General features: G+C 58.8%; 26 protein-coding genes and 1 tRNA gene. 19 read left to right on the forward strand and 8 right to left on the reverse strand.

Features of this window, described 5'->3' with window-relative positions; translation table 11 throughout:
* Positions 1–112: 112 nt before the first annotated feature.
* Genes murI through hemA form a run of 5 tightly spaced genes read right to left on the reverse strand, consistent with a single transcriptional unit; the run spans position 113 to position 4,848 of the window.
* Positions 113–907, reverse strand: a complete 795-nt coding sequence (murI, locus tag ACLBW8_RS18410) for a glutamate racemase (RefSeq protein WP_262666989.1) — start codon at positions 905–907, stop codon at positions 113–115.
* Positions 900–1,655, reverse strand: coding sequence for a molybdopterin-synthase adenylyltransferase MoeB (locus ACLBW8_RS18415; protein ID WP_447806002.1), 756 nt, complete (start codon positions 1,653–1,655; stop codon positions 900–902). Before ACLBW8_RS18415 ends, murI begins: the two co-directional genes overlap by 8 nt.
* The gene (gene prmC, locus ACLBW8_RS18420; RefSeq protein ID WP_447806003.1) at positions 1,649–2,479 is read right to left on the reverse strand and encodes a peptide chain release factor N(5)-glutamine methyltransferase; all 831 of its coding nucleotides are present in this window, start codon (positions 2,477–2,479) and stop codon (positions 1,649–1,651) included. Before prmC ends, ACLBW8_RS18415 begins: the two co-directional genes overlap by 7 nt.
* Positions 2,480–3,562 carry a peptide chain release factor 1 gene (prfA, locus tag ACLBW8_RS18425; protein WP_053131841.1) on the reverse strand — a complete coding sequence of 361 codons (1,083 nt, stop codon included), beginning with the start codon at positions 3,560–3,562 and terminating at the stop codon, positions 2,480–2,482.
* The gene (gene hemA, locus ACLBW8_RS18430) at positions 3,559–4,848 is read right to left on the reverse strand and encodes a glutamyl-tRNA reductase (RefSeq protein ID WP_064450607.1); all 1,290 of its coding nucleotides are present in this window, start codon (positions 4,846–4,848) and stop codon (positions 3,559–3,561) included. The genes prfA and hemA overlap by 4 nt, the downstream gene beginning before the upstream one ends.
* Before the next feature lie 182 nt (positions 4,849–5,030).
* On the opposite strand from hemA, the gene ACLBW8_RS18435 reads away from it, so the two are divergent.
* From ACLBW8_RS18435 to ACLBW8_RS18525, 19 genes are all read left to right on the forward strand, one after another.
* A complete protein-coding gene (locus ACLBW8_RS18435; protein ID WP_064450606.1) occupies positions 5,031–6,755 on the forward strand; it encodes a tetratricopeptide repeat protein in 1,725 nt (574 codons plus the stop codon).
* Positions 6,756–6,759: 4 nt separating this feature from the next.
* Positions 6,760–7,377 carry a lipoprotein insertase outer membrane protein LolB gene (gene lolB, locus ACLBW8_RS18440; protein ID WP_064450605.1) on the forward strand — a complete coding sequence of 206 codons (618 nt, stop codon included), beginning with the start codon at positions 6,760–6,762 and terminating at the stop codon, positions 7,375–7,377.
* Between the two features lie 49 nt (positions 7,378–7,426).
* Positions 7,427–8,230 (forward strand): 4-(cytidine 5'-diphospho)-2-C-methyl-D-erythritol kinase, encoded by an 804-nt coding sequence (gene ispE / locus ACLBW8_RS18445; RefSeq protein WP_447806064.1) that lies wholly within the window; start codon positions 7,427–7,429, stop codon positions 8,228–8,230.
* Positions 8,231–8,266: 36 nt separating this feature from the next.
* A tRNA-Gln gene (locus ACLBW8_RS18450) sits at positions 8,267–8,341 on the forward strand.
* Positions 8,342–8,387: 46 nt separating this feature from the next.
* The gene (locus ACLBW8_RS18455; RefSeq protein ID WP_003208392.1) at positions 8,388–9,329 is read left to right on the forward strand and encodes a ribose-phosphate pyrophosphokinase; all 942 of its coding nucleotides are present in this window, start codon (positions 8,388–8,390) and stop codon (positions 9,327–9,329) included.
* A gap of 138 nt (positions 9,330–9,467) precedes the next feature.
* Positions 9,468–10,067, forward strand: coding sequence for a 50S ribosomal protein L25/general stress protein Ctc (locus tag ACLBW8_RS18460; RefSeq protein ID WP_064450603.1), 600 nt, complete (start codon positions 9,468–9,470; stop codon positions 10,065–10,067).
* Positions 10,068–10,234: 167 nt separating this feature from the next.
* Positions 10,235–10,819, forward strand: a complete 585-nt coding sequence (pth, locus tag ACLBW8_RS18465; protein ID WP_053254257.1) for an aminoacyl-tRNA hydrolase — start codon at positions 10,235–10,237, stop codon at positions 10,817–10,819.
* 21 nt (positions 10,820–10,840) lie between these two features.
* The gene (gene ychF / locus ACLBW8_RS18470; protein WP_064450602.1) at positions 10,841–11,941 is read left to right on the forward strand and encodes a redox-regulated ATPase YchF; all 1,101 of its coding nucleotides are present in this window, start codon (positions 10,841–10,843) and stop codon (positions 11,939–11,941) included.
* Positions 11,942–12,275: 334 nt separating this feature from the next.
* Positions 12,276–13,199, forward strand: coding sequence for a sigma 54-interacting transcriptional regulator (locus ACLBW8_RS18475; protein WP_447806004.1), 924 nt, complete (start codon positions 12,276–12,278; stop codon positions 13,197–13,199).
* 182 nt (positions 13,200–13,381) lie between these two features.
* The gene (locus tag ACLBW8_RS18480) at positions 13,382–13,561 is read left to right on the forward strand and encodes a hypothetical protein (RefSeq protein WP_447806005.1); all 180 of its coding nucleotides are present in this window, start codon (positions 13,382–13,384) and stop codon (positions 13,559–13,561) included.
* 62 nt (positions 13,562–13,623) lie between these two features.
* Complete coding sequence (locus ACLBW8_RS18485) at positions 13,624–13,989, forward strand: hypothetical protein (RefSeq protein ID WP_447806006.1); 366 nt, start codon at positions 13,624–13,626, stop codon at positions 13,987–13,989.
* A 6-nt stretch (positions 13,990–13,995) separates the two neighbouring features.
* Positions 13,996–14,778, forward strand: coding sequence for a type III secretion system inner membrane ring lipoprotein SctJ (gene sctJ, locus ACLBW8_RS18490; RefSeq protein ID WP_221293873.1), 783 nt, complete (start codon positions 13,996–13,998; stop codon positions 14,776–14,778).
* Positions 14,779–14,857: 79 nt separating this feature from the next.
* Positions 14,858–15,310 (forward strand): type III secretion protein, encoded by a 453-nt coding sequence (locus tag ACLBW8_RS18495; RefSeq protein ID WP_447806007.1) that lies wholly within the window; start codon positions 14,858–14,860, stop codon positions 15,308–15,310.
* A 15-nt stretch (positions 15,311–15,325) separates the two neighbouring features.
* Positions 15,326–15,925, forward strand: coding sequence for a type III secretion system stator protein SctL (gene sctL / locus ACLBW8_RS18500; RefSeq protein WP_447806008.1), 600 nt, complete (start codon positions 15,326–15,328; stop codon positions 15,923–15,925).
* Positions 15,926–16,021: 96 nt separating this feature from the next.
* Positions 16,022–16,237 carry a hypothetical protein gene (locus ACLBW8_RS18505; protein WP_128588667.1) on the forward strand — a complete coding sequence of 72 codons (216 nt, stop codon included), beginning with the start codon at positions 16,022–16,024 and terminating at the stop codon, positions 16,235–16,237.
* A gap of 1 nt (position 16,238) precedes the next feature.
* Positions 16,239–16,637 carry a hypothetical protein gene (locus tag ACLBW8_RS18510; RefSeq protein ID WP_064450595.1) on the forward strand — a complete coding sequence of 133 codons (399 nt, stop codon included), beginning with the start codon at positions 16,239–16,241 and terminating at the stop codon, positions 16,635–16,637.
* Positions 16,638–16,651: 14 nt separating this feature from the next.
* The gene (sctC, locus tag ACLBW8_RS18515; RefSeq protein WP_447806009.1) at positions 16,652–18,793 is read left to right on the forward strand and encodes a type III secretion system outer membrane ring subunit SctC; all 2,142 of its coding nucleotides are present in this window, start codon (positions 16,652–16,654) and stop codon (positions 18,791–18,793) included.
* Entirely contained in the window at positions 18,790–18,993 is a 204-nt protein-coding gene (gene hrpT / locus ACLBW8_RS18520; RefSeq protein WP_447806010.1) for an HrpT family type III secretion system protein, read from the forward strand. Before sctC ends, hrpT begins: the two co-directional genes overlap by 4 nt.
* The gene (locus tag ACLBW8_RS18525) at positions 18,990–19,361 is read left to right on the forward strand and encodes a transcriptional regulator (RefSeq protein ID WP_447806011.1); all 372 of its coding nucleotides are present in this window, start codon (positions 18,990–18,992) and stop codon (positions 19,359–19,361) included. The genes hrpT and ACLBW8_RS18525 overlap by 4 nt, the downstream gene beginning before the upstream one ends.
* Here the strand turns inward: ACLBW8_RS18525 and sctU are convergent, their stop codons facing one another.
* Genes sctU through sctS form a run of 3 tightly spaced genes read right to left on the reverse strand, consistent with a single transcriptional unit; the run spans position 19,362 to position 21,518 of the window.
* Positions 19,362–20,459, reverse strand: a complete 1,098-nt coding sequence (gene sctU, locus ACLBW8_RS18530; protein WP_447806012.1) for a type III secretion system export apparatus subunit SctU — start codon at positions 20,457–20,459, stop codon at positions 19,362–19,364.
* A complete protein-coding gene (gene sctT / locus ACLBW8_RS18535; protein ID WP_447806013.1) occupies positions 20,456–21,244 on the reverse strand; it encodes a type III secretion system export apparatus subunit SctT in 789 nt (262 codons plus the stop codon). Before sctT ends, sctU begins: the two co-directional genes overlap by 4 nt.
* Positions 21,245–21,254: 10 nt before the next feature.
* The gene (gene sctS, locus ACLBW8_RS18540) at positions 21,255–21,518 is read right to left on the reverse strand and encodes a type III secretion system export apparatus subunit SctS (RefSeq protein WP_053254244.1); all 264 of its coding nucleotides are present in this window, start codon (positions 21,516–21,518) and stop codon (positions 21,255–21,257) included.
* Positions 21,519–21,522: the final 4 nt, after the last annotated feature.

Below are 21,522 nucleotides of genomic sequence, written 5' to 3' on the forward strand. Positions count from 1 at the left end.
AAGAAACAGTCCTTTGAGAACGAAGTTGTATGGTTTTGTACAAGCTAACTCGTTATAGAAGCTGCCGTAGTGTCAGAAGTTCAGCTTCTAACGCCGACGTTTCACGAATTTTTCACGAACCAAAACTACGCACAACTCCAGGAGATTTCCATAGCGTCGGTAGGATATTTCTTAGGTGATCGACGTCACCGCTGGTCCAGAACTGCGCAGGCTCAGGGTTTGCGCCAGCCAGGAGGTTGCGCTCACCCAGCAGCCGCTTGAGCTGACGCGCCACGGCGGCGCCGGTGTCGATCAGGATGATGCTTGGGGGAAGCATCTGCGCCAGGAGCGGCTTGAGGAAGGGGTAATGGGTGCAGCCGAGAATGATGGTGTCGCAACCGGCGCTGAGCAGCGGCTCGACATAACCCTGCAACATCTGGCGCAGGGCGGCACTCTTGAGGTCACCGCTTTCAATCAACTCCACCAGCCCTGGGCACGGTTGGGTAATGACCCGCACATCGGTGGCAAAGCGGTCGAGCAAGGCGGCAAATTTGGCGCTTTGCAGGGTGCCGGTGGTGGCGAGTACACCGACCACGCCACTGCGGGTGGCGGCAGCCGCCGGCTTGACCGCCGGCTCCATGCCCACCAGGGGCCAGTCGGGATAGTCCTGGCGCAAATCGGCCACGGCGGCGACGGTCGCGGTGTTGCAGGCAATCACAAAGGCTTTGGCACCCTGCTCGCGGAAAAACTTCGCGACGGTACGGGAGCGCTCGAGAATGAACGCCGGAGATTTCTCGCCATACGGGATATTCCCGCCGTCAGCCACGTACAGCAGCGACTCATGGGGCAGCAACTGCTGGATTTCATCCAGCACCGACAGGCCGCCGACGCCGGAATCGAACACACCAATTGGCGCATCCTTAACCACGTTGGGTCCCACACACGCTGCAACCCGGGTCGCGTTTGACGCGCAATTCGCGAAAACGCGTGGTCAGGGCATCAATCAGCAACAGCCGCCCCACCAACGGCTCACCGAAGCCGGCCAGCAGTTTCAAGGCTTCCAGTGCTTGCAGGCTGCCGACCACGCCCACCAACGGGCCGACGACGCCGGCCTCGCTGCACGTCAGTTCAGTGTCGCTGCCGTGCCCATACAAACAGTGGTAGCAAGGGCTTTCGGCGCGGCGCGGATCAAACACCGACAGTTGCCCCTCCAGGCGAATCGCCGCGCCGCTGATCAATGGCTTGCCGGCAGCGACGCAGGCGGCGTTGACGGCTTCGCGGGTCGAGAAGTTGTCGCTGCAGTCGAGCACCACATCGACGCCCCCCACCGCCGTCGCCAGTGAATCGGCATCCAGCGCTGTGCGATGGGCGAGCAGTGTGACGTCCGGGTTGATCGCCGTGAGACGACGCATGGCCGAATCGACCTTGGTCTGCCCGACGCTGTCCGTGTCGTGGATGATCTGGCGTTGCAGGTTGGTCAGGTCGACGCTGTCGAAGTCGGCCAGGTGCAACTCACCCACACCCGCGGCGGCCAGATACAACGCAACTGGCGCGCCCAACCCACCAAGGCCGACGATCAGCGCGCGGCCATTTTTCAGGCGCAACTGGCCTTCGATGTCGACATGCTGCAACAGAATCTGTCGGCTATAGCGCAACAGCTCCTGATCGCTCAGCACAGGCGGTGCCCCAGGGTGATGCGTTCGTGGCCGCCGAGGTCGATACGGCTGTGTACGTCTTCAAAGCCTTCGCCCAGTAACAAGTCACGCACGGCAGCGGCTTGATCATAGCCATGCTCAAGCAACAGCCAACCACCGGCGTTCAGGTGGGCCGGGGATTGGGCGATGATCAACCGCAAATCGTCCAGGCCGTCATGGCCGGCCACCAGGGCACTGGCGGGCTCAAAACGCACGTCACCGGCCACCAGATGGGGATCGTTATCGGCAATGTACGGCGGGTTGCTGATGATCAGATTGAAGGTTTGGCCTTGCAGGGCGCTGAACCAATGGCTGTTCAACACCGTGGCGTTCTTCAGGTGCAGGCGCTGGCGATTGCGCTCGGCCAGGGCCACGGCTTCCAGCACGCGGTCTACCGCCGTGACCTGCCAGGCCGGGCGTTCGCTGGCCAGGGCCAGGGCGATGGCGCCGCTGCCGGTGCCCAGGTCGAGAACCCTGGCAGGGTTGGCAGGCAACAGTTCCAGCGCAGCTTCCACCAGCAGCTCGGTTTCCGGACGCGGGATCAGCGTATGAGGCGCAACCTCCAGGTCCAGCTTCCAGAAGCCTTGCTGGCCGAGGATATACGCCACTGGCTCACCGCCACGGCGACGTTGCAGGTAGTCGGCAAAGGTCAGCGCATCTTCGCTGCTGACAATCTTTTCCGGCCAGGTGTGCAGGTAGCTGCGCGACTTGCCCAGGGCAGCGGCCAGCAACAACTCCACATCCAGGCGCGCGGTGGGCGAGTCAGGCAGGTCGGCGGCGCGCAGAAGGCTGGCAATGATGGTCATTTATTCACCTATCGCCGCCAATTGATCGGCCTGGTATTCGGCGAGCAAGGGCTCGATCACCGCATCTACGCCACCGGCGAGAATCTCGTCGAGGGAGTAAAGGGTGAGGTTGACCCGGTGGTCGGTGACCCGGCCCTGGGCAAAGTTGTAGGTGCGGATGCGCTCGGAGCGGTCGCCCGAACCCACCAGCAACTTACGCTCGCTGGCAATCGCGTTGGCGGCGGCGCTGGTTTGCTGGTCGTTGAGCTTGGCCGACAGCCAGGACATGGCCCGCGCACGGTTCTTGTGCTGTGAACGTTCTTCCTGGCACTCCACCACGATGCCCGACGGCAAGTGAGTGATACGGATCGCCGAGTCGGTCTTGTTGACGTGCTGACCACCGGCGCCCGAAGAGCGGTACGTGTCGACGCGCAAGTCCGCCGGGTTGATCTCGATGGCTTCCTGCTCGTCCGGCTCGGGCAACACGGCCACGGTGCACGCCGAGGTGTGGATACGGCCCTGGGATTCGGTCGCCGGAACCCGCTGCACGCGGTGCGCGCCGGATTCGAATTTCAGCTTGCCGTAGACATTGTCGCCTTCAACCCGGGCGATCACTTCTTTATAGCCGCCGTGTTCGCCTTCGTTCTCGGACAGAATCTCGACGCGCCAGCCACGGCGCTCGGCATAGCGCGAGTACATACGGAACAGGTCGCCGGAGAAAATCGCCGCCTCGTCGCCACCGGTGCCGGCACGGATTTCGAGGAACACGTTGCGCCCGTCGTTGGGGTCTTTGGGCAGCAACATACGCTGCAGGTCGCCTTCCAGCTCGGCCAGTTTGTCCTTGGCTTCACGGACTTCTTCCACGGCCATTTCGCGCATGTCCGGGTCGCTGTCCTTGAGCAGCGCCTGGGCGCCTTCGAGGTCGGCCTGCACCTTCGTCAGGTTTTTGTAGGTAGCCACAATCGGCTCAACTTCGGCGTATTCCTTGGAATAGGCGCGGAACTTGGTCTGATCGGAGATGACCTCGCCATCGCCGAGCAAGGCGGTCAGTTCTTCGAAACGGTCCTGGAGCACGTCCAGTTTATTGAGCAGTGACGCTTTCATTGCGGTTTTTTATCCGAAGAGCTATCTGACGCGCCCTCACCGAGGGCAAAGAGTTCCTGGGCCATGGCCAGCGCATCAAGGCGGCCTTCGGCAGTAAGCTTTTTCAACTGAACGCTGGGGGCGTGGAGCAACTTGTTGGTCAAGCCACGGGCCAGTTGCATCAACACCTCTTCGGCGCTGCTGCCGTTGGCCAGCAAACGCTGGGCCTTGACCAACTCCTCATCGCGCAGGCGTTCACCTTGCTGACGATAAGCCTTGAGCACGTCCACTGCCGCCAGTTCACGCAGGCGCACCATGAAGTCTTCGGCGCCGGTACTGACCATTTCCTCGGCAGCCTGGGCAGCACCCTGGCGACTCTTGAGGTTTTCGGCGACCACTTCGTGCAAATCGTCGACGCTATAGAGGTAAACGTCGTCCAACTCGCCGACTTCTGGCTCGATATCCCGGGGAACGGCAATATCCACCATGAAAATCGGCTTGTGCTTGCGCAGCTTCAATGCGCTCTCGACCGCACCTTTGCCAAGGATCGGCAACTGGCTGGCGGTGGAGCTGATGACGATATCGCTGCGCACCAGTTCGGCCGGGATCTCCGAGAGCAGCACGGCATGCGCACCGAACTGTTCGGCGAGAATGCTCGCGCGCTCCAGGGTGCGGTTGGCGACCACAATACGCTTCACGCCCAGGTCATGCAGGTGGCGGGCGACCAAAGTAATGGTTTCACCGGCACCGATCAGCAGGGCCTGGCTGCGCTGCAAGTCGCTGAAAATCTGTTTGGCCAGGCTGACAGCGGCAAACGCCACGGACACCGGATTTTCACCGATGGCGGTGTCGGTGCGCACTTGCTTGGCCGAATTGAACGTGGCCTGGAACAGGCGACCCAGCAGCGGGCCCACGGTTCCGGCCTCGCGGGCCACGGCGTAGGCGGATTTCATCTGGCCGAGGATCTGCGGCTCGCCCAGCACCAGCGAGTCGAGCCCTGAGGCAACGCGCATCATGTGACGAACTGCCGCATCCTCTTCGTGCACATACGCGCTGGCGCGCAGGTCCTCGAGATCCAAATGGTGATAATCGGCCAGCCAGCGCAGCACCACATCCGCGGAAAGATGTTCCTGCTCTATATAAAGCTCACTGCGATTGCAGGTCGAAAGGATCGCAGCTTCGCGGCTGTCGGTGAGCCGGCAGAGCTGCTGCAAGGCCTCAACCAACTGCTCGGGCGTAAACGCCACGCGCTCGCGCACGTCTACGGAAGCAGTCTTGTGGTTAATACCGAGTGCAAGGAAGGCCATTCAATATCGCTGATGATGTCGGGAAGCCGGCAATTGTCCTACTTCGAATGATTCAGAACAACCACCGTAGGCTATTGTCCTAATGCCTTGTGTCTATAAAGGCACCCACTGAGACTCGGTTATGTTTGGCCGAAGGCTTGTGTCATGATGATCCGACCGCAGGTTAGTCGTCCTCTTCCTATATGAATAGATCTTCCGCGTTGCTCCTTGCTTTTGTCTTCCTCAGCGGCTGCCAGGCCTTGGCCCCCGTGTCGCCGGACGGTACGCCGCCGGTGGAAGACAGCACCCCCGCCCCTGAAAAGCCCAAGGTTTATTCCTCGTTCAATGAAGAAACGATCTACAGCCTGCTGACGGCGGAACTCGCCGGCCAGCGCAATCGTTTCGATATTGCCCTGGATAACTACGTGACCCAGGCCATCAATACCCAGGACCCAGGCATTTCGGAGCGTGCATTTCGCATCGCCGAATACCTGGGCGCTGACCAGGCCGCGCTGGACACATCGCTGATCTGGGCGAAAAACGCACCGGACGATCTGGAAGCGCAACGCGCGGCCGCCGTTCAACTGGCGCGCGCCGGGCGTTATGACGACTCCATGGTCTATATGGAGAAAGTCCTGCAGGGCAAAGGCGACACGCATTTCGACTTCCTCGCGCTGTCGGCTGCCGACACCGACCAGGACACTCGCAATGGCCTGATGAAGAGTTTCGACCGCCTGCTGCAAAAACATCCGAAGAACAGCCAGCTGATTTTCGGCAAGGCACTGCTGTTGCAACAGGATGACGAAGCCGACGCCGCGCTGAAGCTGCTGGAGCAGAACCCGCCCGAAGACGGCGAGATCGCCCCGATTTTGCTGCGCGCACGCCTGCTGCAGAACCTCAATCGCGGCAAGGAAGCGATTCCACTGCTGGAAAAAAGCATCAAAAAGTACCCGGACGACAAGCGCCTGCGCCTGACATATGCGCGCACGCTGGTTGAGCAGGACCGCATGGAGGACGCCAAAGTGCAGTTCGCCAACCTGGTCCAGCAATACCCGGACGACGATGAATTGCGCTACTCGCTGGCACTGGTATGCCTGGAAGCCAAGGCCTGGGACGAGGCCAAGGGTTACCTTGAGGAGCTGATCCAGCGCGAAAGCCATGTGGACTCCGCGCATCTTAACCTCGGCCGTATCGCTGAAGAGCGCAACGACCCACAGGCCGCCCTGCTCGAATACGCCCAGGTCGGCCCTGGCAATGACTACCTGCCGGCACAACTGCGCCAGGCCGACATTCTGATGAGCAACGGTCGCACCGACGAGGCGGAAAAACGCCTGGCAGCCGCACGCGACGCCGAACCTGACTACGCCATCCAGTTGTACCTGATTCAGGCCGAAACCCTGTCAGCCAACAAACAGGGCGAACGCGCCTGGAAGTTGCTGCAACAAGCGTTGCTGCAATACCCGGACGACTTGAACCTGCTGTACACCCGTGCCATGCAGGCGGAAAAACGCAATGACCTGGCGCAAATGGAGAAAGACCTGCGCCTGATCATCAAGCGCGACCCGGACAACGCCATGGCGCTGAACGCCTTGGGTTACACCCTGTCTGACCGTACTACGCGATACGCCGAAGCCAAGGCGCTGATCGAGCACGCCCACAAGCTCAACCCGGAAGACCCGGCCGTGCTCGACAGCCTGGGCTGGGTCAATTACCGACTGGGCAACCTGGACGAGGCCGAGCGTTTGTTGCGCCAGGCACTCGAGCGCTTCCCCGACCAGGAAGTCGCCGCTCACCTGGGCGAAGTGCTCTGGGCCAATGGCAAACAACGCGAAGCGCGACAAATCTGGGAAAAATTCCTCAAGGAACAACCCGAAAGCCCCATCCTGCGCGGCACCATCAAGCGCCTGACCGGATCCGAGACCCTTTAAATTTATGTTTTTGCGCCACGTCATTGTTTTCAGTTTGATCGCCTTGCTCGCCGGTTGCGCGGGCATAGGCAGCCGTGAATCCGTTGAAGGCCAGGGCAACCAGGCGCAATGGAAACAGCACAAAGAGCAGCTCAGCAGCATCGACGGCTGGCAGATCGACGGCAAGGTCGGCGTTCGCGCGCCGAAAGATTCCGGCAGCGGCACGTTGTTCTGGCTGCAGCGCCAGGACTATTACGACATTCGCCTGTCAGGGCCACTTGGCCGTGGCGCAGCGCGCCTGACCGGTCGACCGGGGCAAGTGAGCCTTGAAGTGGCGAACCAGGGTCGCTATGAAGCAACGACGCCGGAAGCCTTGCTGGAAGAACAGATGGGCTGGAAATTGCCGGTGTCCCATCTGGTCTGGTGGGTGCGCGGCTTGCCCGCGCCGGACAGCAAGAGCCGCCTGAGCCTCAACGGCGACAGTCGCCTGGCCACTCTGGAGCAGGATGGCTGGCAGGTTGAGTACCTCAGCTACGTGCAACAGGGCGCTTACTGGCTGCCCGAGCGCATCAAACTGCATGGCACCGACCTTGACGTCACGTTGGTGATCAAGGAATGGCAACCGCGCAAGCTGGGGCAATAACGTGACCGTCGCCACATTGACCCTGCCCTCCCCAGCCAAACTCAATTTGATGCTGCACATTCTGGGGCGCCGTGAAGACGGCTACCACGAGTTGCAGACGCTGTTTCAATTTCTCGACTACGGCGATGAGCTGACCTTCGCCGTACGCGACGATGGCGTGATTCAGCTGCATACCGAATTTGAAGGCGTGCCCCACGACAGCAATCTGATCGTGAGAGCCGCAAAAAAAATCCAAGAGCAATCCGGTTGCCCGCTCGGCATCGACATCTGGATCGATAAAATTTTGCCTATGGGCGGTGGCATCGGTGGCGGCAGCTCAAATGCCGCGACCACACTGCTCGGCCTGAATCACTTGTGGCAACTGGGTTGGGACCTCGATCGCCTGGCCACGCTGGGCCTGACACTGGGCGCCGACGTCCCGGTTTTCGTGCATGGGCACGCGGCTTTTGCCGAGGGCGTGGGCGAGAAACTCACCCCGGAATACCCCGAAGAGCCGTGGTATGTCGTGCTTGTTCCGCAAGTATCTGTAAGTACAGCAGAAATTTTTTCAGATCCACTGTTGACACGTAACTCTCCTCCCATTAAAGTGCGCCCCGTTCCCAAGGGAAACAGTCGAAATGACTGCTTACCGGTTGTAGCAAGGCGTTATCCAGATGTACGTAACGCTTTGAATTTGTTAGGTAAATTTACCGAAGCAAAATTAACCGGAACTGGAAGTTGTGTGTTTGGGGGCTTCCCAAACAAAGCTGAAGCTGATAAAGTCTCGGCCCTTCTTACAGAGACCCTTACAGGGTTTGTAGCAAAGGGAAGCAACGTTTCGATGTTGCATCGCAAGCTGCAAAGTCTGCTCTAAAGGAACCGAGTACTGGGTACTCGTTGCAACAAATACAGGGGCGTCGCCAAGCGGTAAGGCAGCAGGTTTTGATCCTGCCATGCGTTGGTTCGAATCCAGCCGCCCCTGCCATTTTCTAATACTCATCCAGGTTACCCTCAGCCTCTAGGTACTGCGCGTGTCCAAGATGATGGTCTTTACGGGGAACGCTAACCCCGATCTGGCTCGACGTGTCGTACGTCAGCTGCATATCCCTCTCGGTGACATCTCTGTCGGTAAGTTCTCCGACGGCGAAATTACAGCCGAGATCAATGAAAATGTCCGCGGTAAAGACGTCTTCATTATTCAGCCGACTTGCGCTCCGACCAACGATAACCTGATGGAACTCGTCGTGATGGCTGATGCCTTCCGCCGCTCCTCAGCGACTCGAATCACAGCTGTAATCCCTTACTTTGGTTATGCCCGTCAGGATCGCCGTCCGCGTTCCGCACGTGTGGCTATCAGCGCGAAAGTCGTCGCTGACATGCTGACCGTGGTAGGCATCGACCGTGTTCTCACGGTTGACCTGCACGCTGACCAAATCCAAGGGTTCTTCGATATTCCGGTAGATAACATCTACGGCTCACCAGTATTGGTGGATGACATCGAAGATCAGCGCTTTGAAAACCTGATGATCGTGTCCCCGGACATTGGTGGCGTCGTGCGTGCACGGGCTGTTGCCAAATCCTTGGGCGTGGATCTCGGGATCATCGACAAACGCCGTGAAAAAGCTAATCACTCCGAAGTGATGCATATCATCGGTGATGTCGAAGGGCGTACCTGTATTCTGGTTGATGACATGGTCGACACCGCCGGCACTCTGTGCCACGCGGCCAAAGCCTTGAAAGAGCACGGTGCTGCAAAAGTCTTCGCCTACTGCACACACCCTGTGCTGTCGGGCCGAGCGATCGAGAACATCGAGAACTCCATGCTGGACGAACTGGTGGTGACTAACACCATCCCGTTGTCCGCAGCAGCTCAAGCCTGTTCGCGTATCCGTCAATTGGATATCGCACCGGTAGTTGCCGAAGCGGTTCGCCGCATCAGCAACGAAGAATCGATCAGCGCGATGTTCCGTTAAGGGTCAGCCCTTACGAAACATCCACTGACGAAAAGCGCCCCGCCCCAGCATTCTGTTGGGGCGGGGCTTTTTTGCCCATATCGCCTTTAGCGCTGGTCGCAAACGCTGGGGCGAATGTGGTTATTTTGGAGATACAACATGAACGATTTTACTTTGAATGCTGAACTGCGTTCCGACCTGGGGAAAGGTGCGAGCCGCCGCCTGCGTCGTCTCGCAAGCCTGGTTCCAGCTGTAGTTTACGGTGGCGAAAAAGCCCCTGAATCCATCAGCATGCTGGCTAAAGAAGTTGCCAAACTGCTCGAAAACGATGCGGCCTACAGCCACATCATCGAGCTGAACGTTGGTGGCAAGAAGCAGAACGTCATCATCAAGGCACTGCAACGTCACCCAGCTAAAGGCCACGTGCTGCACGCTGACTTCGTACGCGTAGTAGCCGGTCAGAAACTGACCGCTATCGTGCCTGTACACTTTGTTGGTGAAGAAGCCCCGGTCAAGAAAGGCGGCGAAGTTTCGCACGTTGTTGCCGAGATCGAAGTGACCTGCCTGCCGAAAGACCTGCCTGAGTTCATCGAAGTCGACCTGTCGGCTCTGGAAATCGGCGACATCGTTCACCTGTCCGACCTCAAAGCCCCTAAAGGCGTTGAGTTTGTTGCACTGGCTCACGGTGATGACAAAGCTGTTGCAAACGTTCACGCTCCACGCGTTGCACCAGAAGCTGAAGAAGGCGCTGCAGAGTAATTCACTCTGTATTGCCGGAGCTTGAGGAAACATCGCGGACCGGAACGTAGCGAGAAAGCGGGCGACAACGCGAAGTTTATCTCTGGATAAGTTAGCTCCTGCCGTCCACTTTCGCCGCACTTAGGTCTGGCGATGTTATCCACAACTCCAAAGGAAGGGCCCCTGTCGTGACTGCCATTAAACTGATCGTTGGCCTGGGAAATCCAGGCGCCGAATACGAACAGACCCGGCATAACGCGGGGGCCCTTTTTGTTGAGCGTATCGCCCACGCCCAAGGTGTGAGCCTTACGGCTGATCGCAAATATTTTGGCCTGACCGGGCGCTTCTCGCACCAGGGTCAGGATGTTCGTCTGCTGATTCCCACCACCTACATGAACCGCAGCGGCCAGGCTGTCGCGGCGCTTGCGGGCTTCTTCCGGATCAAACCCGAAGAAATCCTGGTGGCCCATGACGAACTGGACTTGCCACCCGGCGTTGCCAAACTCAAGTTGGGCGGCGGGCATGGCGGCCACAATGGCCTGCGCGACATCATTGCGCAGTTGGGTAATCAGAATAATTTTTACCGTCTGCGGCTCGGCATTGGCCACCCAGGCGTTGCCAGTATGGTTTCAAATTTCGTCCTGGGTCGTGCGCCACGCGCCGAACAGGAAAAACTCGATGCCAGCATCGACTTTGCCCTCGGCGTGCTGCCGGATATCTTCGCCGGTGAATGGAACCGTGCGATGAAAAACCTGCACAGCCAGAAGGCCTGACTCTTACCGAGGGGAAACACCATGGGATTCAATTGCGGCATCGTCGGCCTGCCCAACGTCGGCAAATCCACCCTGTTCAACGCCTTGACCAAGTCCGGTATTGCGGCGGAGAACTTCCCCTTCTGCACCATCGAACCCAACAGCGGCATCGTGGCCATGCCGGACCCGCGCCTGCAAGCGCTGGCGGCTATCGTCAATCCCAAGCGCATCCTGCCGACTACCATGGAGTTCGTCGACATCGCGGGCCTGGTGGCCGGCGCGTCGAAAGGTGAGGGTCTGGGCAACAAGTTCCTGGCCAACATCCGTGAAACCGATGCCATTGCCCACGTAGTCCGCTGCTTTGAAGACGAGAACGTGATTCACGTCTCCAACAGTGTCGACCCGAAACGCGACATCGAGATCATCGACCTGGAACTGATCTTCGCCGACCTCGACAGCTGCGAAAAGCAACTGCAGAAAGTCGCGCGTAACGCCAAGGGCGGCGACAAGGATGCAGTGGTCCAGAAAGGCCTGCTGGAGCAACTGATCGCTCACTTCACCTTGGGCAAACCAGCGCGCAGCCTGATGAAGAGCATGAATGCCGACGAAAAAGCGGTGATCAAAGGCTTCCATCTGCTGACCACCAAGCCGGTGATGTACATCGCCAACGTTGCTGAAGACGGCTTCGAGAACAACCCGCTGCTCGACGTGGTCAAGGCTATTGCCGACGAAGAAGGCGCCATCGTTGTTCCGGTGTGCAACAAGATCGAAGCAGAAATTGCCGAGCTGGATGATGGCGAAGAGAAAGACATGTTCCTTGAGGCCCTGGGCCTGGAAGAACCTGGCTTGAACCGTGTAATCCGTGCGGGCTACGAAATGCTCCACCTGCAGACTTACTTCACTGCCGGTGTCGAAGAAGTCCGCGCGTGGACCGTCAAAGTCGGTGCTACTGCACCACAGGCCGCTGGCGTGATCCACACCGACTTCGAAAAAGGCTTCATCCGCGCCGAAGTCATCGCCTACAACGACTTCATCCAGTACAAGGGTGAAGCCGGTACCAAGGAAGCCGGTAAATGGCGCCTGGAAGGCAAGGAATACATCGTCAAGGATGGCGACGTGATGCACTTCCGTTTCAACGTGTAAGCGTTACCTGCGGCGTTCGTCGCAAACAAAAAGCCGATGCACTGCATCGGCTTTTTTGTGGCTGCTGTTTGGCACCGCCGTAACGTGATATAGGCCTTCACGTCTTTAACCCAACAAACCTCATCTAATCTACCGAACTTTAAGTTTAATCCTACGAATAAAACTGGCACTTTCCGACTCCGACACTTGAACTAACCTTTTTGCAGTGTCCGCCTCAAAACCTCAATACAACCCGAGACGTTTTCCTACTTAAAGAACAGTGACACCCCGGATAAATTACGGTTTACTGCGCCCCCGTTGAATACCGCTCTACTCATAGTGAAGTGATAGCAAAATGTCGGCCGCCTACCAAAAGGAAAGTGAACTAGACGCCCCATTCATTGAGGACGTAGATATTGAAAGCACACTCAATACGACTGCCGCACTCAATGTTGACATCTTGTTACTGGGGGAAACCGGTACCGGTAAAGATACCTTGGCGCAACGGATACATCGCCTGTCCGGCCGACGCGGCAACTTCGTTGCCGTTAACTGCGCCGCCATCCCGGAAAGCCTCGCGGAGAGCCAGCTCTTCGGTGTCAACAGCGGCGCCTATACCGGTGCAGTGCAATCACGGGCCGGCTTTATCGAGACCGCACACCTGGGCACGCTGTACCTGGATGAAATCGACAGCATGCCGCTCTCGCTGCAAGCCAAACTGCTGCGTGTGCTGGAAGCTCGCGGTGTGGAGCGCCTGGGGTCAACCCGTTTCATCCCTGTGAACATGCGCGTCATCGCCTCCGCCCAGCAGTCACTGCATGAGATGGTCGAACAAGGCACATTCAGGCGTGACCTGTACTTCCGCCTGAATGTCGTCAACATCAAGCTCTCCCCCCTGCGAGAACGGCACGAGCGGATTGTGCCCTTGTTCCTCGACATGGTTCGACAGGAGGCCGATAACTTCAACTACGCCGCCCCTCTCGCCTCCAATGAATTGCTTCAACAACTGCTATGTCACACCTGGCTGGGCAACGTGCGCGAACTGCGCTCTACGGCCAAACGCTTTGTACTGGGGCTGCCACCGCTCACAGTGCCGGCGTTGGAAGCCCAGGAAACACCACTGAACTTGAAAGACCGCTTACAACAAATAGAGAAAATACTGATTGAAGAGTCGCTGCGCCGTCATGCGCATAACGTAGAGGAGGTGGCGGTTGAACTGCGCATCGCCAAACGTACGCTCTACTACAGGATGAAACAATTGGATATATCACTGAATTGATGTCAGTCGCTGCCACAGCAAAGAAATACAATTTTAAATATCCACAGGTGAAATATTTGGAACGCTTTTGTTGGTAGGGACCACACAGTTAAAGAGCCAAGAGTTCTCAGTGTCTGCATTCTGCGCAGAGAAAAACTTGGCTGAATATTAATCTCTCATACACCAACAATGGAGTCATTAACATGGGTATAAACGTTATTGCCTCACTTCTCCAGTCTCTCAGCGGCTCGCTTATCGGCGGTGACAGGAAGAACGAGGACTTGGAAGAGCAGCGCGACCAAATGCAACGTAAATCCTTCGAGCGAAGCAACAAGGTTTACGAAACGAACGAGGCCAAAAAGAACGCTGAAGCAGTGCGATAACTCGCTAACCTCTCCTGCCTGTCGGCAGGAGAGGCTTCTTCCATCACTCGTGAAGGCCCTCTATGCGTGTAGAACGTAACCTCATGTCGGGTAACAACGGCGCCCTGAATCCCTCCAACACTCAAGAGTCGACACTCCCCCGGGAAGACGTGAGTTTTTTCAGCTCACAACTGGAAGGTTCGGCACGCCCCGTCACCGCTTCATCAGCCTCCCCGTCCTCGAACCTACTGATCGACGCGTCCAATCAACTGATCAAGTCGACCACCGGTTTGACCAAGGGCCTGCGTGCCTACAGTACCGGTAACAAGGAAAAGGACAGCGCCAACTATGCCGGCAACCTTTCAGACACCATGCTGCTTACCCAGGTGCTGACCAAGAGCGTCGGTAAAACCGCCCAATTCCTCGAAAAAATCAGCAACCTGCAGTAGGTAAAAATGATCCGTCTCCTGACCCCGGGCTTCATGTTATCGCTGGTACTCATGCTGAGCGGCTGCGGTGAAAGTGTTGAATTGCACCGCCAACTGTCCGAACAGGAAGCCAATGAGGTCATTGCGGAACTGGCGGACAAACACATACGCGCACAAAAAATCCCGGCCAAAGAGGGGGTGACTGTTCGTGTCAGCGCCTCGGACATCAGCCGAGCGGTTCGTACGCTGGAAGCCGCCGGGCTGCCCAAGGTTGCACGTGTCACGATGGGGCAAACCTTTCGCAAGGAGGGCGTCATTTCCACCCCTCTGGAGGAACGCGCTCGTTACATCTATGCCTTGTCCCAGGAGCTCGAAGCCACTCTGTCGAACATCGACGGCGTTATCGTCGCACGCGTTCACGTCGTGCTGCCCGAACGTGTCGCTCCTGGGGAACCGGTACAGCCCGCCTCCGCATCGGTGTTTATCAAGCATGATCCAAGGCTTGAGCCCGACAATATTCGCGCCCGTGTACGCCGTATGGTCGCCAGCAGCATCCCCGGCATGTCGACTGCGGTGGATAACTCACAAAAACTGACAGTGGTTTTTGTGCCGTCCACAGCCTATACGGAGCAACAACGACTAGGCTATTTCGGGCCTTTCCTTCTCCCGGAAAGCGACGTCGCGTTCTGGCGCGCCTGCGTAGCGTTTTTAGTGGTCGGTAGCGTGCTGGCGGTGGCCGGCGGACTGTTCTGGCGTAACCGAAAGCGCGCGCAAGCGACACCCAATGGGGCAACGTTGCCCGATGAGTGAACAACGGGCCTGGGCCCAATGGTGGGCCCTTCCCTGGGAGGCCTCGCACGCAGATTGGCGTGTACTTGACCAGGAAAGCGTGGACGCACTTTGTCGTGCCCAGCACACGCGGATCAGCAAGCTCCTGGGCATCGAGCCCTGCCTGCCGCCGCCGCCTCACACCACCGTACTTCGGCTGGCCCTCGCTTCAACCGAACAACTCAACCAGATGCTGGCTCTGCTGGGCAACACCTGTCATCGCCCTCTAGACGGAACGGTAAGCGACATCCATCACCAGTGGTGCCTGCGCCTCTCCAAAGCGCTAAGCCCTGAAGCGTTGTTGCAGCCCGACGACGATCCATTGCAGCTCCTGCGTGCCTGGGTCCCGCCGGCCATCTGGCAGCGGCTTCGCTTGCGTTTTTCACGCCCACGGGTGCAGCAAATGGAAGCTACATCTCACTCACTCGAAGACGCACACACTCGGCTCGACACGCTCTGGCAAGCCATCGTCTGGCGGGTGACGACCACGCGCGACGAAGACTTCCTAAACTGAAAGAGCTGCCCCACGATGCTATGCCGACGCAAAATTGATTTATACGACAGCTCTGCCGGCCAGGCACCTGTCTTGATTCCCCAGGAAATGCTCAGGGAGAGCGCTCAAGCCAGCCAAATGCTGGAGCGTGCCAAAGCCCAGGCAGATGAGGTGCTGAGCCAGGCAGCAGAACAGCGCGACGCCCTGCTTGAGCAAGCGCACCAGGCGTTTTGGCAACGGGCCAACGCCCAGCTCGAAGAGTGGGAACACCAACGCCAGGTCCTGTGCGACAACCTGGAGCGATACGCCACGTCGATCGCCGACCAGGCGCTGTGTTGCCTGCTGGACGACATTCCTCCCGCGCAACGCCTCAGCGCCCTGATCAAACGATTGATGGCCACACAGCTTCCTAACGTCACCGCAACCCTCCTGTGTCACCCGCAGGAGGTGGAGAGTCTGAAGCAATCTCTCGCCATGCTGGACATCACCCACTGGGTACTTCGCGCGGATGACCGGGTTAGGCCGCAGACACTGGTACTGGAAACAAACGAAGGCGACTTTCGTATCGATTGGGCCTCGATGCGCAAGATATTGCTGGTCACCGAAGCCGCATTTTCAAGTGAGCGTCCTGGGTGAAACGTGGCAATCCTTAGGGTTCAAAAACGTCAATCCGCATGGAACTGGTGGCGATCTGCACGCCACATACTTCATACACATCACGAGTAAATGTTTATGGAATTCTACGCAAACCTGAAGAGCCAACTGTTGCGACGAAGCGACCTTGAAAAAAATCGGGCGGAAACGGCGATGGCGGATCCGGACATAGACGACGCCGATGTCGACCTTTTCGAACTGGGCCTGCAGCAACGTAACGCCAAGTGGGCCTTTCACGAACAGATCCGTGCCAAACACATGCTGCTCAAAACTGCGCTCGACGGCGTGCAGTAAGTTGAACGCCCTGATCATCCACTGGGCGCGGGGTCGTGAAGACTCACTCACCCTGTTTGAAGACGGCCACGCAATTACCCTGCAACGCCTGTCGGGCACACTGCGATTAGGTGTCCAACTGACGCTGCACAGGCCCGATAACGCGCAACTGGAAACCTGGATGCGGCCAGGTGAACCCAGCCTGAACCACTTCCAGGGCGCCCTGGCGCAAGCGCCGGACAGTGGCGCGCTGTGGCTGGTCCAGTGCCTGCCCCTGCCGGATGATCTGGATGACAAGCACGTCTTGAGCGGCGTCGAAAACCTGCTCAACCAACGTGACGCCTGGCGCGCGATGATCGCGCGCCAACTTCGGCCGGCACTCCCGCGCCCCTCTTTGTCGCTACGCTCGCTGGCGCATTAATCAGAGAACCCTCCATGTACAACAAGCCCCACAAACGCATTGGTTTGTGCGCCGACTCGTCTGCGTGCGCGACCAAAAGTAGTCACTGGCGCAGCCTGATGCTGCTGCCCTGGCTGCTGGCGCCGTTGGAAAGCACCCTGGCCGCCATTCCACCCGAATGGAAAAACACGGCCTACGCCTATGAGGCGCAGCACAAGCCCCTGCGGGAAGTGCTGGAAGATTTCGCGCAAACCTTTGGCATTCAGCTACAGGTCGAAGGCCTGCTGGAAGGCCTCGTCAATGGCAAGATACGCGCCAACACTCCCCAGTCATTGCTCGACAGGCTGGGCGTTGAGCACCGCTTCCAGTGGTACATGTACAACAACACCCTGTACATCAGCACACTGGACCAGCAAGAGTCGGCGCGACTGGAAGTCTCCTCCGAGACCCTCTCCGATCTCAAGCAAGCCCTGACCGATATCGGCCTGCTCGATAGCCGCTTCGGCTGGGGCGAGCTGCCCGAAGACGGCGTGGTGCTGGTCTCGGGCCCCAAGCGCTATATCGAGCAGATCAAACAATTCAGCAGCCAGCGCCGCACACCGGATGAAAAACAGAGCGTACTGAGTTATCCGCTGAAGTTCGCCAACGCGACCGACCGCGTGGTGGATTATCGCGGTGAAAAACTGACCATACCGGGCATCGCCACGATGCTGCGCGGGTTGCTGGAACCGCGCACGCCCTCCGCACTCTCAAGCGCGAGCCAGCCCCCCGGCGCCCAGTCGCAAAACGCCATGGTGACGCCGAACGTCCCCCGGCTGAGTAACCCGCTATTGGAGCAAATGCTCGGCACGTCAGCGAACAGCGGGGAGTTGGCGACCGGCGCATCGCTCACCCCGCGCGCCTCACGGGCAACCAGTCGCATCCGTGTCGAGGCCGACGTGCGTAACAACGCGGTACTGATTTACGACCTGCCGGAGCGCCAGGCGATGTACCGCGAGTTGATCACCCAACTCGACGTCGCGCGCAAACTGGTGGAGATCGACGCAATCATCCTTGATATCGAGCGCACGCAACTGAACGAATTCGGGGTCACCTGGGGCTTTCAAAACAGCCGTTTCCGTGGCGGCGCCAGCGTAGCGCCCGGCACCACCTCACAGTTGGCCATTGCCAACCGTGACAGTTTCATCGCCGCCGTACGCGCCTTGGAGGTCCGAGGCCTGGCAACCCTGGTCTCCAACCCCTCGGTACTCACCCTGGAAAACCAGCCGGCGGTCATCGACTTCAACCGCACGCGATTCCTGGAGGCGGGTACAGAGAACGCAACCATTTTGCCGGTCACCGTCGGTACCAGTTTTCAGGTAGTACCCCGGGTCATCACCAGCCGCGGCAGCCATCAGATCCACTTGGTGGTGGATATTGAAGACGGCAATTTCGATGAGTCCAACCCCTCGATCAAAGACCTCGATGTACGCCGAGGCAAGGTCAGCACCCAAGCGGTGATGGCGGAAAAACGCTCGTTGGTGGTCGGTGGGTTCCACGTCACGAACAACACAGACAAGCGCAGCAAGGTGCCACTGCTGGGAGATATCCCGTTGCTGGGCAAGGCGTTGTTCTCCTCGACTGAGCGCCTGAATAATCGTCGCGAACGCCTGTTCATCCTGACCCCACGGGTCATCGGCGATCAGGCCGACCCTTCACGCTACTTGCCCCAAGAGGACCAGGCTGAATTGCAAGCCGCCCTCAAACCCTTGGCCCGCCGCCTTTCTCCCCACCAGCCAGAGATCAAGCGCAGCGAGATCACCGGTACCCTGGCGCGTCTCGTCAGCGGGCAAGTGCCTGATGGCTTCAAGGCCGGGCCGATGCCCCTGGGTTTGAACACCTTGTGCACCACTCGCGATGTGTTGGCACTCAACACTGAACGCAGCCAATGGTACGCCGGCCCACAATTCAACGTGGCGGTGGTGGTGCTGCGCAACCAGATCAAACGCAATGTGCGTATCGATGAAAATGAATGCAGCAACTCGCAGACCCTGGCGGTCAGTGTCTGGCCGCGCGCCTGGCTCAAACCGGGTGAGGAAGCCGAAGTGTTCATCGCCATGCGTCCCGTCGTGAAGGATGAACACATTGGCGTGACCCGCCCTTCCCTCCTCACCCCAACCCAGAAGACTACGCCATGAAACACGGACTCTTGTACGCCACCCTGATCGGTGCGGCACTGCTCGTCGCCGGCTGTACTGCCACCTGCAAAGGCGATTCCTGCACACGCCCGCAATCGAGTGCTGACACGCTGGTGGTCTGGTGGCCGCCGCAGATGCGTGTGGCCCCTGGCCCGTCAGGCGAGCGCGCGGACTATCAGACAGTGTCGTTGGAACGATGAGTGCGATGGGGCTACCTGGCAATGACTTGAACCGCCAAGCGTTCCTGGACAGCCTGGAGAGCGGCGGTGCCGCTCTCATGCAACTCTGCCCGGGAATCAAGCTGTGCACCCTGCAGGTCGGCGCACGCCAGGGGCTGAGCCTGCAAATAGCCGGCGAGGCGTTGCAGGCCGGGCAGTTGCAACGCGTCTTGGAACGCCGCTTCGAACAGGCCATCGCGTTCGAGGGCTGCTTCGCTTATCTCGATGGCAAACGTGCCCTGGTGATCTGGCATGCCCTGCCTGCGCAACGCACGGCACTTGAGCCAACGCTCAGCCGGATGCTCTCGCTGGCCAACCTTGAAGCCTTGGACGGCGGCATGGCTCGCTGATCAGCGCTGTTCAAGCTCCGGCAACTCCAGGGTTTCACGCTTGGCGTCATCATCCAGCTCGCGCAGGGTCCGGTAGATAAGTGCCACGGCCTGCAACGTATCGCGAGGAATGCTCGCCCCCAGCTTTTTCTCATACAGCGTACGCGCCAACCACACACATTGGATGACCGGCACATCGGCGGCCTTGGCGCGGGCGATCAATTGTCGCGCCTCGGCATCGGTGCCCTTATCCACCAACAGCGGCAGTGGGGTTGTACCGGGGCGGTAGTACAAGGCAACGGCAAAGTGCGTGGGGTTGATCACCAGCATGTCGGCCTCTTCGAGCTTGGGCAGCTTGACCTTCGGCTCCTCCTGAGCCAGTTGCTGTGCGAGCTGGCGCCGTTGGCCCTTGACGTGGGGGTCGCCCTCCATGTCCTTGTACTCCTTGACCACCTCAACCTGAGTCATGCGCATGCGCTGGGCAAAGAAATACTTCTGCAATGTCAGGTCAATCAGCGCCAGCACCAACAACAGGCCCAGGCACGCATGCAGCAAATGGCGAAACAGGGTGATAAGCGCCAGGATGTAACTTTGCAGGTCGCTGTTGGCGAGGTTGATCAATGCGTTCAATGACGGACCGATCACCACGTACAGAATCAGGCCCAGCAGCACCGCCTTGACGATGCCCATCAACACATTCATCAGCGACTGCTTGGAGACCATTTGCTTGGCTTGTTTGAGCGGGTTGAGGCGATTGAAATCCAGCTTCAAGGTTTCCGGTGCAAACAGCAGCCCGAACTGCATCCAACTGCTGATCAACTTCACTGCAATCGCCACCCCGACCATCAACAGGGCGAACGAGAAGAACACCACCACGGCGTCCAACAGCACTTCCTCCAGGGCGTGAACAAAAGGCTGGCCGATTCGTGACAGGGGCAACACCATCAGTTGCTGAAAGCGCTGCAGACTGGTTTCGGCCGTGAATAACGCGATTTCACTGATGGCGGTCAACACCAGCAATTTGCCGACATCCTGGCTTTGGGCGACCTGGCCTTTCTTGCGTTGGTCGCGCAGCTTTTTGGCACTGGCCGGGTGCTTTTTCTCGCCCGAATCGCTCATGGCGTCGGTACCTTGAACATCAAGCCCAGAGAGTGTTTGAGGTCGCCCAGCAGCACCATGCGCCCGACGATCAAGTCCTGCAGCAACGCAAAGTACAGGATCAAAATACCAATGCCCGCCAGGCATTTGACCGGTGGGGCCAGCGTACTCACTTGCAGCTGGGGGCTGTAAAGCCCAAGCAAAGCGATGCCGAATTCAAGCAACAGCAACACCGCGATAAAAGGCGCCGCGTAGAGCATCATGTGCGTGAAGGTATCGCCCAGCAGCGCGATAAAAGTACCGAACCCAATAGGCCCCACCACCGGAAACCAGGCGGTCGGCGGCCAGATCTGGTAGCTGTCCCAAATCACCTGGGTCAGCGCCCCCAGGCCCAGGGTGGCCATCAAAAGAAAAATCGCCAGTTCCTTGAACAGATGGCCGATGGGCGTGGCGTCCGGGCCGAGCGAGGGATTCAACTGGCCACCGGCCAAGGCACCCCGCTGGTTATCCAACAGCGCCCCTACTGCCTCAAACATCCAGAACGGCATCGACAGCAACACGCCCAGCAAAAAACCCAGCATGGCCTCCTTGAGCACCAACCCGGCGAGCATCAGCGCCGAGTAGTCGCTACCCGCCAACGCTGCGTGGATGCCGGGCGCGGGGAGCAGCGCCATGACCATCACGATCGTGTGCCTGGGCATACCGCGTATGTGCTGAAAACAAAACGCCGCCACCAGGAACGCGCAGGGGTAAATACGCGCCATGCCAATCAGCAGGCTGGGCAGGAACTCAAGGTATAGCAACACAGGCAATGCCTCAGTTCAGCGCCGAGCGGGCGATCATGTCGAAAGTCAGGTTGATCAACTGGATCAATTCCACGCCAATCCAACGGCCCGTCACAGCCAGCGTGATACCCACCGCCACCAGCTTGATACCAAACGGCAACGTCTGGTCCTGAATCTGCATCAGGGCCTGCACCAACGAGGTCAGTACACCAACGACCACCGCCACAATCAGCGGCGGAGCCGACAACACGACCACCAGCAGCATGCCCTGCTTGAACAGCACGATCGGTTCCATAGAG

It is taken from the genome of Pseudomonas sp. M5A4_2d (assembly GCF_053345295.1).